This window comes from Pseudomonas sp. B7, from assembly GCF_016735645.1.
Lineage (GTDB): Bacteria > Pseudomonadota > Gammaproteobacteria > Pseudomonadales > Pseudomonadaceae > Aquipseudomonas > Aquipseudomonas glycinae.
Genome location: NZ_JAERRE010000012.1, coordinates 48,187 through 64,108 on the forward strand (window position 1 = coordinate 48,187; position 15,922 = coordinate 64,108).

Consider the following 15,922-nt stretch of genomic DNA (forward strand, 5'->3'; position numbering starts at 1 on the left):
CCGGTCGTGCAGATTGAAACAGGCGCGGTGCCAGCACGGTTTTTTCAAGTGGCTGATTTTCAGCGTGTTTCACGCCAGCGCCGGTTGGCCTGATCTCTGCACCCTCTGACCTACATTCACCCAGCCATTGGAAGGGGGACGCATGACCCCGACATCCCGCAGGAAAGTGGTCGTCGCCCATTCGGTTCGGCCCGGCGCACCACAACATGAAGTGCAGACCAACAAGGCCCTCGCGCGATGGCTGGCGCAGATCCTCGGCCTCAAGTTCGGCGGCAGTTACGACGCCGAAAAGCATCGCGGCCGGGATATTTATCTGCTGCCGACCCAGACCCTCGTCGGCGCGGCGGCCCGCGAACTGGGGGTGAGCGGCCCGGACGATTTGTGGGGCGGTTTCGTCGAGCACGATTTCATCTGCACCAAAGCCATCAGCCACGGTTTGCGCAGCCATCAGGCCCATGCGCCGCAAGGCTGGTCGCCCTTGTTTTCCGAGCGGGTGCGCACCGTGGTGCTGGACGGGCTGAGTGTTTTTGCGCTGGAGGATGCACGGCCCGCCGCCGAACATCTGTTGTACAGCGGGCCGATCCGGATCAAGCCGATTCACGCCTGTGCCGGGCGGGGGCAGGAAGTGATCAAGAGCCTGGATGCGTTCGACGAAATCCTCGCCCGACCCGAGGCTAGAGAATTGTTCAGCGATGGCGTGGTGCTGGAGCAGGATTTGAGTCAGGTAGTTACCCACAGCGTCGGCCAGTCGTTCATCGGCGGCAGGGTGCTGAGTTACTGCGGTGATCAATACTTGACCAAGGACGCCCACGGCGAAGAGGTGTACGGCGGCTCGAACCTGCTGGTGGTGCAGGGCGGTTACGAGGATCTGCTGGCGCTGGATCTGCCCGACGACGTGCGTCTGGCGATCCAGCAGGCGCAGGTGTTCGACCGGGCGGCGGACGAGGCCTATCCGCGTTTCTACGCCTCGCGGCGCAATTACGACATCGCCCAGGGCCTGGACAGCGAAGGCCGGCCGCGCAGTGGCGTGCTCGAGCAGTCCTGGCGCATGGGCGGCGCCAGCAGCGCGGAAGTGGCGGCGCTGCAAAGTTTCGTCAACGATCCTTCGATGCGCGCGATCCGCGTGTCGTCGGTGGAAACCTATACCGATCAGGCCCTGCCGGCGGATGCCATCGAGGTGTATCGCGGGCCGGCCGAGAACAGCGACTTTCTCCTCAAATACGTAACGGTCAAATCCTATGACGGCTAGAAGCGAAAGCATTCAAATCGACATTGATGATGAACAGATGAGCGGGACGTTCCTCAGTCCCAAATCGAAAGTCCCCGGCGTGTTGTTCGTGCACGGCTGGGGCGGCAGTCAGGAGCGCGATCTGGAGCGGGCCAAAGGCATCGCCGGCCTGGGTTGCGTGTGCCTGACGTTCGACCTGCGCGGGCACACTGGCGGCACCGGCATTCCGCTGAGCCGGGTCACTCGCGAAGACAACCTGCGTGACTTGCTGGCGGCCTACGACCGGTTGCTCGCCCATCCGGCGCTGGACACTTCGGCCATTGCGGTGGTGGGCACCAGCTATGGCGGTTACCTCGCTTCAATTCTGACCTCGCTGCGCCCGGTGCGCTGGCTGGCGCTGCGGGTGCCGGCGCTGTACCGCGACGAGCAATGGCACACGCCCAAGCGCGATCTGGACAAGGCCGACCTGCGCGATTATCGCGGCACCCTGGTGCGCGCCGACAGCAACCGCGCCTTGCACGCCTGCTCGCAATTCACTGGCGACGTGCTGCTGGTGCAGTCGGAAACCGACGACTACGTGCCCCACGCGACGATCATGAGTTACCGCGCCGCGTGTCAGCAGACTCACTCGCTGACCCACCGCATCATCGATGGCGCCGACCATGCCCTGAGCGATCCGACCTCGCAGCAGGCCTACACCTCGATCCTGGTTGACTGGATCACCGAGATGGTGGTGGGCGAGCGGTTGAGCATCATTCAGTCCCGCTGATCAGATTTGGGTTTCTTCTCGATCCGCAATGCCTTGGCCTTGGCTTCCACCACCAGGTACATCAGCACTGTGATCAGCAGCGGCAGCAGGAAATAGATTGCCCGATAGGCCAGCAATCCTGCCACCAGACTGCCGCGCGAAGCCTCGTGTTGCAGCAGCGCCACGAACACCGCTTCCAGCACGCCGAGCCCGGCGGGAATGTGGGTGATGACCCCGGCAATCGCGCTGATCAACAGCACTCCGAGCACCAGCGGATAGTCGAGTTTGCTCGGCAGCAAGGTGAAAATCACGGCTGCCATGAGCGACCAGTTCAATGCCCCGAGCAGCAATTGCAGGACCGCCATGCGCAGCGACGGCAGGTTGATTTCCACCCCGCGAATCGACCACTCGCGCCGCCGGGAAAACTGGCAGGCGACCAGATAGCCGACACTGACCAACAGCAGCAACACGCCAATGCCCTGCAACGCACCGCTGCTGATTTTCCAGCCCGGTGGCATCCGCACCAGCCCGCTGGCGAACACCACGCCGGCGATGGTCATGTAGCCGAACCAGTTGGTCGCCAGGCTCAGGCCGAGGATCTTGGCGATGTTGCTTTTGCTCACCCCGAGCCTCGAATACAACCGATAACGCATGGCGATCCCGCCGACCCACGCGCTCAAATTGAGGTTGAACGCATAGCTGATGACGCCCACCGGCAGGATCTGTTTCCACGTCAGGTCCTGACGAATGTAGGTGCGGCCGATCAGGTCGAAACTGGCGTACACCAGAAAGCTCAGCAAGGTCAGGCTGGAGGCAATGATCAGGGTGCGCACCTTGAAGTCGGCGAGGGTTTGCAGCACTTCGGCCCATTCGATGCGACTGGCGAACATCGTCAGCAAAACGATCAGCGCCAGAAAGAACAACAAGGTCAGCGGACGTTTCCAGCGACTCCAGCGGGACTTGCCCGCCGGTGTCGGATGCACCGCCGCGTGGGCTTCGGATTGGCTCATGAATGATCGCTCCCGGCGGCATGGGAAAAGGGTTTGAGTCGTGGCTTGTGCGCCGGCAGCCAGCCGGCCATGGCCGGAAAATGCCGCAGGAAGTGAAACACCAGAAAGCCCACGGTCATGTGCCAGATTCGCCCGCGTGGCGACTTCGCGGCGTCCATCGCTTTGCAGTGGTTGTGGCTGAGGTCTTCGAGACGTTCGAACAGGTGGCGATTGAAGGCGCGGTCGCGAATCAACACGTTGGCTTCCAGGTTCAGCGACAGGCTCAGCGGATCGAGATTGCTCGAGCCGACGGTGCTCCATTCCTCGTCCACCAGCGCCACCTTGCCGTGCAGCGGCCGCTCGCAATATTCGTGAATCTGCACCCCGGCCTTGAGCAGGTAGTCGTAGGTCATGCGCGCGGCGAGTTTGGCCACCAGCATGTCCGGCTGCCCCTGCAGAATCAGCCGCACCTCGACCCCGCGTCGGGCGGCGTTGCGAATCTCGCGCAGCAGGCGATAGCCGGGAAAGAAGTAGGCGTTGGCGATCACCACCCGCCGTTGGGCGCGGCGCAGTACCTGCAAATAAACGTCTTCGATATCGGTGTGGTGCCGGTCGTTGTCGCGGAACACCAGGCGCACCTGACCGTCGTGATCGTCGAACGCCATCTCGGCACGCCGTTGCCGGCGACGCTGCCACCAGAATCTCGCCCGTCCCGGTCGGCCGCTTTGCAGCAAAGCGAAATGATGGATGTCGGTCACCGCCGGGCCCTGAATCTCCACCGAGTAATCCTGCTTCGCTTCGGGGCCGAAATCGGCCAGGTGATCGCCGGAGAAATTGATCCCGCCGATGAACGCGATCAACCCGTCGACCACCACGATCTTGCGATGTAAACGACGGAACCAGTTGGTGCGAATGCCCAGGCGTTTGGGGGCCGGATCGAAGATTTGCAGATGCACGCCGGCTTCACTCAGCGCGGCGAGATAGCCGGTGCTCAGTTCGCCGCAACCGAAGCCGTCGAGGCTGACGGTGGTGCGCACGCCACGCCGAGCAGCATCGATCAGAATCTCCTGCAATTCCTTGCCGACCTTGTCTTCGAAGACGATGAAGGTCTCCAGCAGGATTTCGCTTTTCGCCGCGCGCATCGCTTCGAACACCCGGGGAAAATATTCCTCGCCGTTTTCCAGCAGCTCGATCCGGTTGTTGCCCTGCCAGCGATACTCGACATCGACGGTGCCGGGCTCGCGCACGGGCGGGGTGATGCTGACGGGCTCCACGGCGGATTTCTCCAACGGTGCACTGCTCATAGTTCAATCTCCACCGATAGCGGTGCGTGGTCGGAAAGGTGTGACCAGGGACGGTTCGCCAGTACTTTTGGCTGACTGGCCTTGAGGTTGCTTACGTAGATCCGGTCCAGGCGCAGCAATGGCAGACGTGCGGGAAAACTGCGTGCCGACCGGCCGTGATGCGCCGCAAACACTTCACGCAGGCCACAGGGTTCAAGCAAGGCATCGGCGCGCTGGCGCCAGTCGTTGAAATCGCCGGCGACGATCACCGGCGCATCCTCGGGCAGTTCGGCCAGGCGCTTTTTCAGCAGAGCCAACTGAGCGTTGCGATGGCTTTCGCGCAGGCCCAGGTGGACGCAGATCGCATGTACTTCACGGTCGTCTCCCGGCAGGCGCAGCACACAGTGCAGCAGCCCCCGGTTTTCATGGCCGCTGATCGAAACGTCGAGGTTGTCATGGCGCACGATCTGGAATTTCGACAGCACTGCATTGCCATGATCGCCCTCCGGGTACACGGCGTTGCGCCCGTAGGCGAACTGCGGCCAGAGACTGTCGGCGAGAAATTCGTACTGCGGCATCGTCGGCCAATTGTTGTAGCGCTTGGGATGATGTTCGTGGGTGCCGTGGACTTCCTGAAGAAACACCACATCGGCGGACACGCTGCGCACCGCTTCGCGCAGTTCCGGCAGGATGAAACGCCGGTTCAGTGCGGTGAAACCCTTGTGGGTGTTGACCGTCAGCACGGTGAAACGGCGCACCGTGGTGATGACCGTGGACTGCTCGTCGGTGAAGCCGAGCGGCTCGGGAATGCTCATGCGAGTACTCCATCGGCGGGCAGTTCACCGGGCACGGTTTCGAGGTGTTTATCCAGATCGAAGCGCTGCAAAAGGCTGCGGGCATCGAAAGGCGCGCGAACCTTGATGTCGTTGTCGAAGTAGCAGAAAACCTCGCGGGATTTGCGGGCCCGAGGTTTCAGGCGCGGCGCGATCAAATGGGCATCGCGCGGTTGCCGGCCATGGTGCCAGGCATCGATCCGTTCGGCCCAGCGTTGCAGCGCTGCACGGGTGTAACCGCTGGCGTAGAGCTCTTCGGCACCGTGCAGGCGCAGGTAGACGAAATCGCTGGTCAGGTCTTCGCGGTACGGCCATTTCCCGGCGGTGTCGGCAATCACCAGCGCGGTGTTGTAGCGTTTGAGCAGGCGCACGAAGTCGGGGTCGATGAAACTGTCGTTGCGGATTTCCACGGCATGGCGCAGCGGTTTTTTGCCGTAGGCCTTCATGCTCGCATGGCCGTGCAGGTGTGAATCGTGCTGGCGGGCGAGGTCGGCGGCAGCCTGGGTGTCGTGGGGCAACTGGTCGAGAAAGGCTTCGAAACGTTCGGGGTCGAATGTGAAGTTGGGCGGGAACTGCCAGAGGATCGGGCCGAATTTTTCCTTCAATTCCAGCACCCCGGAGGCAAAGAAATTGGCCAGGGGTTTCTCGATATCGCGCAGGCGGCGGATGTGGGTGATGAAGCGGGGCGCCTTGATGCTGAACACGAAGTCATCCGGCGTTTCGGCGTACCACTGGGCGTAGCGTTCGGGCCGTTGCAGGGCGTAGAACGATCCGTTGATTTCGATGCTGTTGACCGCCCGTGAGGCGAACTGCAATTCGCGTTTCTGCGCCAGCCCCTTGGGGTAAAAGTCCCCGCGCCACGGGGCGTAACGCCAGCCTGAAATACCGATGTGAATCGTAGCCATGCCGCCTCCCGTCGAAAGTCCCCATACGGCCTCTGTCAGTGGATGACTGCGGGCGGTCGGGGAAAGTTTCGACGGGATTACGGACGGTCGGGCTGGCTTGATCAGTGCCCGGTGACGATCCGGGCCGAGCCTTCGGCGGGTTCGGCGTACACCGGGCCCAGGCGATCGAGGCGACCGCTCCAGGCGGTCAGGGCCAATGCCACCAGCACCACCAGACCGCCGATCCATGCGGTATGGATCAGGCCGATGTGCTCGACGATCAAACCGCCACCCCACGCGCCACCGGCAATACCGAGGTTGAACGCGGCAATGTTCAGCCCCGATGCGACGTCCACGGCGTGCGGTGTGTGGTGTTCAGCCTGACGCACCACATACACCTGCAAGCCCGGCACGTTGCCGAAGGCGACAGCGCCCCAGACCAGCACGGTGGCCAGTGCCAGCCACGGGTTGCCGGCGGTGAAAGTGAGTACGAACAGCACGGCGGCGAGCAGGGCGAAGATGATTTTCAGCGCACTGATCGGCCCGCGCTTGTCCGCCAGTTTGCCGCCCCAGAGGTTGCCGACTGCGACCGACACGCCGTACACCAGCAACACCAGGCTGACGGTGCCGGCGCTGAAGCCGGAGATGTCCTGAAGGATCGGTGCCAGAAACGTGAAGGCGATGAACGAGCCGCCGTAACCGATGGCCGTCATGGCATAGACCAGCAACAGACGCGGTTGCTTGAGCACCTGCAATTGCTGCAACAGCGACGCCGGTTTGCTGTGGGCAATGTTGTTCGGCACATACAGCAGGCTGCCGATAAACGCGATCACGCCCAGTGCTGAAACGGCAAGGAAGGTTTCACGCCAGCCGAAATGCTGACCGATGAACGTGCCCAGCGGTACGCCGGTGACCAGCGCCACGGTCAGACCGGTGAACATGATCGCAATCGCACTGGCGGCTTTTTCCTTGGGCACCAGGCTGGTGGCGATGGTCGAGCCGATGGAGAAGAACACGCCATGGGCCAGACCCGTGACGATCCGCGCCACTACCAGCGATTCATAACTTGGCGCCAGCCAGGCCAGCAGGTTACCGAGGGTGAACAGCACCATCAGCGACAGCAGCAACAGTTTGCGCGGGACTTTACCGGTGAGGGCGGTCAGCACCGGCGCACCGATGGCTACGCCGAGGGCGTACAAACTGACCAGAAGACCGGCGGACGGCAGGCTGACGCCGAGATCGGCGCCGATGGTGGGAAGCAGGCCAACGATGACGAACTCGGTCGTCCCGATGGCGAAGGCGCTGAGGGTCAGCGCGAGCAGGGCAATGGGCATCACGGCACTCCGGTGGGGGATTGAATGGAGCGCAGTGTCGGGGTTTGGTGGGGGGTGGAAAAATACAGGGGTGGGCATTTGATATTTGATCTGGGCGCAAAGATCAAAGAGCGGCTCTCAAGGCGTTCTTGAACTTTGCCAAGCCAAAACCGATCAGTTCCTTACAGGTTCAACCAAGGGAGCTCTGCGTTTTGACCAGGTTCAGGATCGCGATTCTATTGGGGGCATTGCTGTTGTTCGGTGGCAATGCAGTGCAAGCCGCCAGCCTGCCGGGTGTTCCGGCGGCCAGTGAAGAGCCGGCCAAACCGGAACCGATCGTGCAGGGCGGACTGCTCGGCGCCATCAGTTCCGGCATCGACGACGTGCAGGACAAACTCGATCTCAACGAGCATCTGGTCGACGCCTGGCGCCTGCGCGCCGACCGGGCGGCGGATGAGGTCGACAGGCTGGTCAATCAACCTTCGAACCGCTCGGGCTGGAGCGTGGCGGGGGATTTCCTGATGCTTTCAGGCGTGTGGCTGGGCACGTTTGCCGTGTTGACGGTGCTCGGCAGTGTGCTGGGCAAGCGTCTGCGGGAAGGGCGCTGGTTGCGCACACGTCAGCGCAGCCAGGATTTGCTCGGTTACCTGTTGCCCTACACGCTGCCCGCACTCATCTGTCTGCCGCTGACCCTGTACGTCAGCCATTTTCTGTCGGCCTCGGTCGGTCGGGCGCTGGCGCTGTGTTTTGCCTACGCCACCAGCAGCGGGATATTTTCCACGTCGATGCTGTTGTGCGTGGTGGTGATGTTCAACGTCGGCCACAAGCGCCGCGCCGTGCAGATCATCCGCGACTACTGCCCGAAACCGCTGTTCCTGATCGGCTTTCTCGCCGCGTTGAGTGACGCCCTGACCAGCCCGCAGATCGCCCGGCAACTGGGCGGCAACATCACCAGCAGCATTGCGGTGTTCACCGGTCTGCTGGCGTCGATCATCTTCGGCCTGCTGGTGATTCGCCTGCGTCGTCCGGTGGCGCACCTCATCCGTAATCGCCCGCTGGCCCAGCGCCTGAAGCAACCGTCGCTGCAGGAATCGCTGCGGATTTTTTCCGGGCTCTGGTATTGGCCGATCGTGCTGATGGTGCTGGTCTCGGCGGTGAATCTGATAGGCATCGGCGAGGACAACCAGAAAGCCCTGCGCTGCGCGTTGCTCACCACGGTGCTATTGATCGGCGCGGTTTTTCTCAGCACCGTGCTGCAGCACCTGTTCAAGTCGCGCAGGGCCGAGGCGATTCAGCGCAGCAGTGCCTACAAGGAACGTTTCCTCAGCCTGTTGCACGCCTTGCTGCGGATCGTCATTGCAATTGCATTCATCGATATTCTCGGGCGGATCTGGGGCGTGTCGCTGCTCGACTTTGCCCAGAGCAGCACGGTCGGGCGGGCGATCAGCAATGCGCTGAGTAGCATCGGCCTGATCATTCTCGTGACGTGGCTGCTGTGGGTGGTGCTCGACACGGCGATTCAGGAGGCGCTGAAACCGCCAGTCAGCAAACGCTCGGCGCGCCAGCCCAGCACTCGGGTGAAAACCATCCTGCCGCTGCTGCGCAACGCGATCAAAATCATCCTGGTGGTGATCTGTGCGATCACCACCATGGCCAATCTCGGGATCAACGTCGCACCGCTGCTGGCCGGTGCCGGGGTGGTCGGCCTGGCCATCGGTTTCGGCTCGCAGCAATTGGTGCAGGACGTGATTACCGGGTTGTTCATCATCATCGAAGACACCCTGTCGATCGGCGACTGGGTGGTGCTCGATTCCGGGCACGCCGGCACGGTCGAAGGCCTGACCATTCGCACCCTGCGCCTGCGCGACGGCAAGGGCTTCGTGCACTCGGTGCCGTTCGGCCAGATCAAGGCCGTGACCAATCAATCGCGGCAGTTTGCGTTCGCGTTTTTCTCGGTGCAGTTCACCTACGACACCGATGTCGACAAGGCCATCGAACTGATCCGCGAGGCGGGGGATTCGATTCGCGAAGACCCGTTCCTCAAGTACAACCTGCAAGGGCCGCTGGATGTGTTCGGTGTGGACAAGATGGACCTGAACGGTGTGGTGCTGACCGCGCAGTTCCGCACGGTCTCGGGCGGGCAATACGCGGTGAGCCGCGCGTTCAACCAGCGTTTGAAAAAGCTTGTGGATAACAGCCCGTGGGTGCATTTCGCCCAGACTTATCCACAGCAGGTTTTGTTGCCCAAGCGCCAGGAAGAAGAGGCGCCGCCGGCGCATTCGTCGGTGGTGTTGCCGGAGCAGGTGCGCACTCAGTGACGGGTCAGCCTGTTGCGGATTTCGATCATGGCGGCGGAGTCCAGCTCCACCCAGAATTGCGGCTTGCCCGCGACCTCGGCAGCGACCGGCAACCCGTCGCGATACACCAGCCGATTGCTCGCCAGCGCCGGCACTTTCGCCCCCGGCAGCAAGGTCCCGGCGAGGTTCAGCGGATCGACGCCGCACACCGCAATCAGGCTGCCGTCATGGGGGCGCCGGCGGACTTCGCGCAGCAGCGGAATTGCCTCGGGCAGGGCGAATTGCTCGCCGGCCAGACCGCTGACAAACCGCCCGCCACGAATCTCGCCGCGCGCCTCCAGTCGATGGAACGTGCGCAGCAGTTCGCGCCAGCTCGGCAGCCAGTCGGCCTCACGTTCCAGCAGGCGCCAGAACACCACGCCATAGCGGCGCAACAAGGTCATGGCGATGTGTTCTAGGGTTTCGGGCGACGCCGTTTGACGGCTTTCCACCACCGGCCCGCGACGCAAAAGCGCCCAGCGCCCGGCGTCGTCCATCCCACCGACAAACGCCCCGCGCCCGCGTCGACTGCTGCGCTGCTGGCGCTTGCTCGCCGGGGTGATCAGCGCCCGCAATCCGGCAAAGCTGTCGGCATTCACCAGCCCGGCGCCGACCAGTTCCTGCAAGGCGATTTCCAGCTCGGTGCGCAGCAGGTGCGCTTCATGTATCAGCTCATCGAAAAACAGCGCGCCGTGCTGGTTCAGCGCGTCGAAAACCTTGCGGGTCTTGGGCGACAGTTCGCTGACCGGCGTCTGCTCGGCCAGTGCACTCCACAAGCCGACCTGACTGCGTGGCAGCAACACGATCGGTGTACTGCGCAACGCCGTGCCGCTGATGTTTTGCCGGGCGCTGAGGCGCGTCCACACCAGTTTGCCGCTGCGGCACAGATCGTCCAGCCAGCTCGGTGAATAGTCCTTGAGCCGCGCGGGAAGGAGGTCGCTGTCCCAGGCTGAAGCAGCGGCCGGGTAGCCCTCGAACTGAGCGACAATCGCCGGCAATACGGCGTTGCCCTGACCACGGGTGGACGGGGACACGTGCTGCCAGTCGAACAGAAACCGCATGAATTCCTGCAACGCCACCGGCTCGATTTCCCGGCGCAGACGCTTGACCGTGTAGCGGTGAATGCGCGCCAGCAGATGGCGTTCGCACCATTCCTCAACGGTCGATCCAGGCGTGAACTGGCCGCGTAGTACGTAACCTTCGCGCTCCAGATGAGCGAGGGCTTGATGAACAGAGGCCGGCATCAACGCCAGCGGAACGGCAATCGCCGCCAGCGGTAGCGGTCCGAATGCGCCGAGCCGCGCGCGGATCACTTCGATCAGTGCGTCATCGGCCGTCCATGCTTCGTCGAAACCGGTCAGCGCGGGCAGTGCCGACTGCGCCTGTGGATAAAGCGCTTGCAGACAGGTCAGGCGTTCTCTTGCCAGCCACAGTGAATGCTCGGGACCGATCTGCAATCGGCAGGCTCGCCCGGTATCGGCCAGGTCATTCAGCCAGTCGTGCCACTGCGGATTTGCCTCGACTTCGCGGTCGCTGATGCAGGCCAGGCTCATCAATGCTTCGTGCATTTCATCGGCGCTGTTCGGCGTCGGCCAGGCTTCTTCGCGCACGGCGTTGATCGCGTCGGCGTCCAGCGCGCCGAGGTCATCGGCGGATTGCGGATCACTCCAGCGGCGGTTGAGCACTGCCTGGGTGCGACGCTCTTCCAGCGGCGCATCGTCGAGAAAGGTGTAAGGGCGGGCACTGAGGATTTCCGCCGCCAACGGCGAGGGCGCCGGCAGGTCACGGGCGATCAGGCGCACTTCGCCGCGCTCCATGCGCCGCAGCAGTTCGAGCCAGCCTTCGCTGTCCATCGCTTCGTGCAGGCAATCGTCGAGGGTCTGTTCCACCAGCGGATGCTGGGGAATTTCCCGTTCACCGGCGAGGTTTTCCAGGCAGGCGATCTGATCGGGAAACACGCTGGCGATCAGGTCTTCGCTTTTCATCCGCTGCAATTGCGGCGCGACCTTGCGCCCGCCGGTAAACCGCGGCAGGGCCAGCGCCACCCCGGCATTCCAGCGCCAGCGCACGCCGAACAGCGGCGCATCCAGCACCGCTTGAATCAGAATGTGCTCGGCGCTGTTGCTGTGCAGGTAACGCCAGACTTCATCGAGTTCGAAACTGTGGCTGGTGGACAGCGACAGCACGATCGCGTCTTCGCTGGCGGCTGCCTGCAATTCGAAGTTGAAAGTGCGGCAGAAACGCTTGCGCAGGGCCAGGCCCCAGGCGCGGTTGATGCGGCTGCCGAACGGCGAATGGATGATCAGTTGGGTGCCGCCGGACTCGTCGAAAAAACGCTCCATCAGCAGCGTGTCCTTCGACGGCAGGGCGCCGAGGGCGAGGCGGGCGCGGGCCAGGTAATCCACCAGTTGTTCGGCGCTGGCCAGGTTCAGGCCGAGGGTGTCGGTCAGCCAGTCGAGGGCCGGTTGCAGGTTGCCGGGGCTGGCGCTGAGCAATTGATCGAGCTGCGCGTGCAGGCGCGCCACGGCCGCCGACAATTCGTCGCTGCGCCCCGGCGCCTCGCCGAGCCAGAACGGAATGGTCGGTGGCTGGCCTTGAGCGTCCTCGACCCGCACCTTGCCGGCCTCCACCCGCAGGATCCGATAAGAAGCGTTGCCGAGCTGGAACACATCGCCGGCGATGCTTTCCACGGCGAAGTCTTCGTTGACGCTGCCGATGTTCAGGCCCTGAGGTTCGAGCAAAACGCTGTAGTCGGCGTTGTCGGGGATAGTGCCGCCGCTGGTGACTGCCGTCAGCCTTGCACCGCGTCGTCCGCGCAGGGTTCGGCTGACGGCGTCGCGGTGCAGGTAGGCGCTGCGGATGCCCTGACGGCCGTTGTAGCCCTCGGCGAGCATGCCCAGCAGTGCCTGAAAGTGTTTTTCGTCGAGGCGGGCGTAGGGCTCGGCTCGGCGCAGCAGCGCGAGCAAATCGTCCTCGGCCCACTCCTGGCAACTGACCTCGGCGATGATCTGCTGCGCCAGCACATCCAGCGGCGCTTCGGGGATGTGCAGCGTATCGAGTTCACCCCGGCGCACGCAGTCGAGCAGCGCGGCGCATTCGATCAGGTCGTCGCGGGTGGTGGCGAACAGGCGCCCCTTGGGTGTGCCGCCGACCTGGTGCCCGGAGCGGCCGACCCGTTGCAGAAAACCGGCAATCGAGCGCGGTGAAGCGATCTGGCAGACGAGGTCGACTTCGCCGATGTCGATCCCCAGTTCCAGCGACGCGGTGGCGATCAGCACTTGCAACTCGCCGCGCTTGAGCCGCTGTTCCGCATCGAGTCGAAACTCTTTGGCCAGACTGCCGTGGTGCGCCGCCACCGCCTGTTTGCCGAGGCGTTCGCTCAGGTGTCGGCTCAAGCGTTCGGCCAGACGTCGGGTGTTGACGAAAATCAGCGTGGTGCGGTGTTCACGAGCCAGTGTGGCGAGGCGGTCATAAACCAGTTCCCAGACGTCATTGGCCATCACGGCCGACAATGGCACCGGCGGCACTTCGATGCCCAGATCCCGTGGGCGCGCGTGGCCGATATCGATGATTTCGCACGGGCGGTCATGGCCGACCAGAAACCGCGCGACCGCATCGATCGGTTTTTGCGTGGCCGACAGGCCGACGCGGGTCAGTGGTTCGGCGCACAGCGCCTGCAAGCGTTCGAGACTCAAGGCCAGGTGACTGCCGCGTTTGCCGGCGGCGATGGCGTGGATTTCATCGACGATCACCGTGCGCGTGGTACCGAGCATTTTGCGGCCGGACTCGGAGCCGAGCAGCACGTAGAGCGATTCCGGGGTGGTCACCAATATGTGCGGCGCGCTCTTGCGCATGGCGGCGCGGTCTTTCTGCGGGGTGTCGCCGGTGCGCACGGCGGTGGTGATTTCCAGCGCTGGCAGGTCCATTTGGCGTAACTGGTCGGTAATCCCGGCCAGAGGATTCTGCAGATTGATGCGGATGTCGTTGGACAGCGCTTTGAGCGGAGAAATGTAGACCACCAGCGTCTCGTCCGGCAGACCGTCCGGGGTTTCCAGGCCACGGTGGACCAGATCGTCGAGCACCGCGAGGAACGCGGTGAGGGTCTTGCCGGAACCGGTGGGCGCGGCGATCAGCGTCGAGCGGCGCTGGCGGATCAATGGCCATGCGCGAGCCTGGGCGGCCGTCACCGTCGGGAAGGTGCTGCTGAACCAGGCGCTGACGGCGGGGTGGAAGCCTGCCAGGGCCGCGTCCTTGGGGAGGGGCAGATTCATGGCTTCAGTTATGCGGGCGGGCGGACGAAGTTGCAAGTACCGCTCGGGATCTACACTTTACGGGTGACGGTTGCGCACTAAACCCGCAAAATGCAACGATTCCGGCAATTATCGACGACGCTGCAACGAGCATCGTCGCCAAAGCCATCGTTCCAATCAGACTGGGCCTGCTGACTCTATGCGAATGCGCCTTATGTTACTGGGCGGCGGAAATGCCCTTGGGCAGGCGCTGATTCGCCTCGGTGCAGAGGAAGACATCGGTTTCCTCGCCCCCCGCCCGCCCGAAGACGGCTGGGATGCCGCGAGCCTGACCCAATTGCTCGACGACACCCGTCCCGATGCATTGATCAACCTTGCCTACTATTTCGACTGGTTCCAGGCCGAGGCCGTCAGCGAAAGCCGTCTGGCCGGACAGGAACGCGCGATCGAGCGTCTGGCCGAACTGTGCCAGCACCACAACATCGTGCTGGTGCAGCCGTCCAGTTATCGGGTGTTCGACGGTTCCCGCGCCACTGCCTACAGCGAAAAGGACGAGCCAGTGCCGCTGGGCCTGCGCGGCCAGGCGCTGTGGCGGATCGAGCAGAGCGTACGCGCCACCTGTCCGCAACATGTGCTGCTGCGTTTCGGCTGGCTGCTCGACGACAGCCCGGAAGGAATACTCGGACGCTTCCTGGCCCGTGCCGAACAACCGGAAGAATTGCTGCTGGCCGATGACCGCCGTGGCAATCCAACCCCGGTCGACGATGCGGCGCGGGTGATCATTTCGGTGCTCAAGCAACTCGATTGCGCTGCGCCGCTGTGGGGCACTTACCACTACGCCGGCCACGAGGCGACCACGCCGCTGGCGCTGGGCCAGGCGATTCTCTCCGAAGCGCGCAGCCTGCACCCGCTGGCCATCGAAGCCCCGACCGCCCAGGCCCACGCCGCGCGGCCGGATGCCGCCGAAGAACCGCAACACGCGGTGCTCGCCTGCAAGAAAATTCTGCACACCTTCGGGATCAAGCCGCGCGCCTGGCGTGCCGCGCTCCCGGGCTTACTGGATAGGTTTTATCGTCATGGCTGAAGGCCCTGTTCTCATCACCGGCGGCGCCGGTTTCATCGGCTCGCACCTGACTGACGCGCTGCTTGCAAAGGGCCATTCGGTGCGGATTCTCGATGATCTGTCGACCGGCAAGCGCAGCAACCTGCCGCTGGATAATCCCAAGGTCGAACTGATCGTCGGCGATGTGGCCGATGCTGCTCTGGTCGCACAAGCGATGCAGGGTTGCAGCGCGGTCGCCCATCTGGCCGCCGTCGCTTCGGTGCAGGCGTCGGTGGACGATCCGGTGAAAACCCACCAGAGCAATTTCATCGGCACGCTGAACGTCTGCGAAGCCATGCGCGAGGCCGGCGTGAAGCGTGTGTTGTACGCCTCCAGCGCAGCGGTCTACGGCAACAATGGCGAAGGCGAGTCGATTGACGAAGACACGCCCAAGGCACCGCTGACGCCTTACGCGTCGGACAAACTGGCCGGCGAGCAGTACTTCGATTTCTACCGCCGCCAGCACGGTCTGGAGCCGGCGATCTTCCGTTTCTTCAACATCTTCGGACCGCGCCAGGATCCGTCCTCGCCGTACTCCGGGGTGATCAGCATTTTCAGCGAACGCGCGCAGAAAGGCCTGCCGATCACCGTGTTCGGCGATGGCGAGCAGACCCGGGATTTCATGTACGTCGAAGACCTGGTCGATGTCCTGGTGCAGGCGCTCGAAAAGCCGCAAGTGGATGTCGGTGCGGTGAACGTCGGCTGGAATCAGGCGACCAACCTCAAGCAGATGCTGGCCGCGCTCGAAGCGGTGGTCGGCGAGTTGCCGCCCGTCAGCTACGGCCCGGCGCGCTCCGGTGACATCCGTCATTCGCGGGCGAACAACCGCCGGTTGCTTGAGCGATTCAAGTGCCCCACGCCAACGCCGATGAACGTCGGCCTGGCCCGTCTGCTCGGCAGCTGAGCTTCTTGCGGACATGAAAAAGGCGCCTTTTGACAGGCGCCTTTTTCACGGC

General features: G+C 63.5%; 11 protein-coding genes. 5 read left to right on the plus strand and 6 right to left on the minus strand.

Annotated features, from left to right (window positions below):
- The first annotated feature begins 142 nt into the window (after positions 1-142).
- Both JKA62_RS24580 and JKA62_RS24585 read left to right on the plus strand, forming a co-directional pair.
- Entirely contained in the window at positions 143-1,249 is a 1,107-nt protein-coding gene (locus JKA62_RS24580) for a DUF3182 family protein (RefSeq protein WP_011336157.1), read from the plus strand.
- A complete protein-coding gene (locus JKA62_RS24585; protein WP_007955615.1) occupies positions 1,239-1,997 on the plus strand; it encodes an alpha/beta hydrolase family protein in 759 nt (252 codons plus the stop codon). Before JKA62_RS24580 ends, JKA62_RS24585 begins: the two co-directional genes overlap by 11 nt.
- Here the strand turns inward: JKA62_RS24585 and JKA62_RS24590 are convergent.
- The 5 genes from JKA62_RS24590 to JKA62_RS24610 form a co-directional block, all read right to left on the minus strand.
- The gene (locus JKA62_RS24590; protein WP_011336156.1) at positions 1,985-2,986 is read right to left on the minus strand and encodes a lysylphosphatidylglycerol synthase domain-containing protein; all 1,002 of its coding nucleotides are present in this window, start codon (positions 2,984-2,986) and stop codon (positions 1,985-1,987) included. The two genes, JKA62_RS24585 and JKA62_RS24590, sit on opposite strands and share 13 nt — an antisense overlap.
- On the minus strand, positions 2,983-4,269 hold the full coding sequence (gene clsB / locus JKA62_RS24595; protein WP_011336155.1) for a cardiolipin synthase ClsB: 1,287 nt from the start codon (positions 4,267-4,269) through the stop codon (positions 2,983-2,985). The genes JKA62_RS24590 and clsB overlap by 4 nt, the downstream gene beginning before the upstream one ends.
- On the minus strand, positions 4,266-5,063 hold the full coding sequence (locus JKA62_RS24600; RefSeq protein WP_011336154.1) for an endonuclease/exonuclease/phosphatase family protein: 798 nt from the start codon (positions 5,061-5,063) through the stop codon (positions 4,266-4,268). Before JKA62_RS24600 ends, clsB begins: the two co-directional genes overlap by 4 nt.
- Positions 5,060-5,986 (minus strand): DUF72 domain-containing protein, encoded by a 927-nt coding sequence (locus JKA62_RS24605; protein WP_011336153.1) that lies wholly within the window; start codon positions 5,984-5,986, stop codon positions 5,060-5,062. The genes JKA62_RS24600 and JKA62_RS24605 overlap by 4 nt, the downstream gene beginning before the upstream one ends.
- 101 nt (positions 5,987-6,087) lie before the next feature.
- Positions 6,088-7,299 (minus strand): MFS transporter, encoded by a 1,212-nt coding sequence (locus tag JKA62_RS24610; protein ID WP_011336152.1) that lies wholly within the window; start codon positions 7,297-7,299, stop codon positions 6,088-6,090.
- 191 nt (positions 7,300-7,490) lie between these two features.
- On the opposite strand from JKA62_RS24610, the gene JKA62_RS24615 reads away from it, so the two are divergent.
- Positions 7,491-9,596, plus strand: a complete 2,106-nt coding sequence (locus JKA62_RS24615) for a mechanosensitive ion channel family protein (protein WP_011336151.1) — start codon at positions 7,491-7,493, stop codon at positions 9,594-9,596.
- Here JKA62_RS24615 and JKA62_RS24620 read toward each other — a convergent pair.
- Complete coding sequence (locus JKA62_RS24620) at positions 9,590-13,885, minus strand: DEAD/DEAH box helicase (RefSeq protein ID WP_201819869.1); 4,296 nt, start codon at positions 13,883-13,885, stop codon at positions 9,590-9,592. The two genes, JKA62_RS24615 and JKA62_RS24620, sit on opposite strands and share 7 nt — an antisense overlap.
- Positions 13,886-14,063: 178 nt before the next feature.
- On the opposite strand from JKA62_RS24620, the gene JKA62_RS24625 reads away from it, so the two are divergent.
- On the plus strand, positions 14,064-14,948 hold the full coding sequence (locus JKA62_RS24625; protein WP_011336149.1) for a sugar nucleotide-binding protein: 885 nt from the start codon (positions 14,064-14,066) through the stop codon (positions 14,946-14,948).
- Positions 14,941-15,870, plus strand: coding sequence for an NAD-dependent epimerase/dehydratase family protein (locus tag JKA62_RS24630; protein WP_201819871.1), 930 nt, complete (start codon positions 14,941-14,943; stop codon positions 15,868-15,870). The genes JKA62_RS24625 and JKA62_RS24630 overlap by 8 nt, the downstream gene beginning before the upstream one ends.
- Positions 15,871-15,922 lie beyond the last annotated feature (52 nt).

Excerpts from the sequence above, each read along its gene's own strand:
- JKA62_RS24625 (WP_011336149.1), top strand. The coding sequence starts at position 14,064 with ATGCGAATGCGCCTTATGTTACTGGGCGGCGGAAATGCCCTTGGGCAG.
- JKA62_RS24630 (WP_201819871.1), top strand. The coding sequence starts at position 14,941 with ATGGCTGAAGGCCCTGTTCTCATCACCGGCGGCGCCGGTTTCATCGGC.
- JKA62_RS24600 (WP_011336154.1), bottom strand. The coding sequence starts at position 5,063 with ATGAGCATTCCCGAGCCGCTCGGCTTCACCGACGAGCAGTCCACGGTC.
- JKA62_RS24585 (WP_007955615.1), top strand. The coding sequence starts at position 1,239 with ATGACGGCTAGAAGCGAAAGCATTCAAATCGACATTGATGATGAACAG.
- JKA62_RS24590 (WP_011336156.1), bottom strand. The coding sequence starts at position 2,986 with ATGAGCCAATCCGAAGCCCACGCGGCGGTGCATCCGACACCGGCGGGC.
- JKA62_RS24605 (WP_011336153.1), bottom strand. The coding sequence starts at position 5,986 with ATGGCTACGATTCACATCGGTATTTCAGGCTGGCGTTACGCCCCGTGG.
- JKA62_RS24580 (WP_011336157.1), top strand. The coding sequence starts at position 143 with ATGACCCCGACATCCCGCAGGAAAGTGGTCGTCGCCCATTCGGTTCGG.
- clsB (WP_011336155.1), bottom strand. The coding sequence starts at position 4,269 with ATGAGCAGTGCACCGTTGGAGAAATCCGCCGTGGAGCCCGTCAGCATC.
- JKA62_RS24620 (WP_201819869.1), bottom strand. The coding sequence starts at position 13,885 with ATGAATCTGCCCCTCCCCAAGGACGCGGCCCTGGCAGGCTTCCACCCC.
- JKA62_RS24610 (WP_011336152.1), bottom strand. The coding sequence starts at position 7,299 with ATGCCCATTGCCCTGCTCGCGCTGACCCTCAGCGCCTTCGCCATCGGG.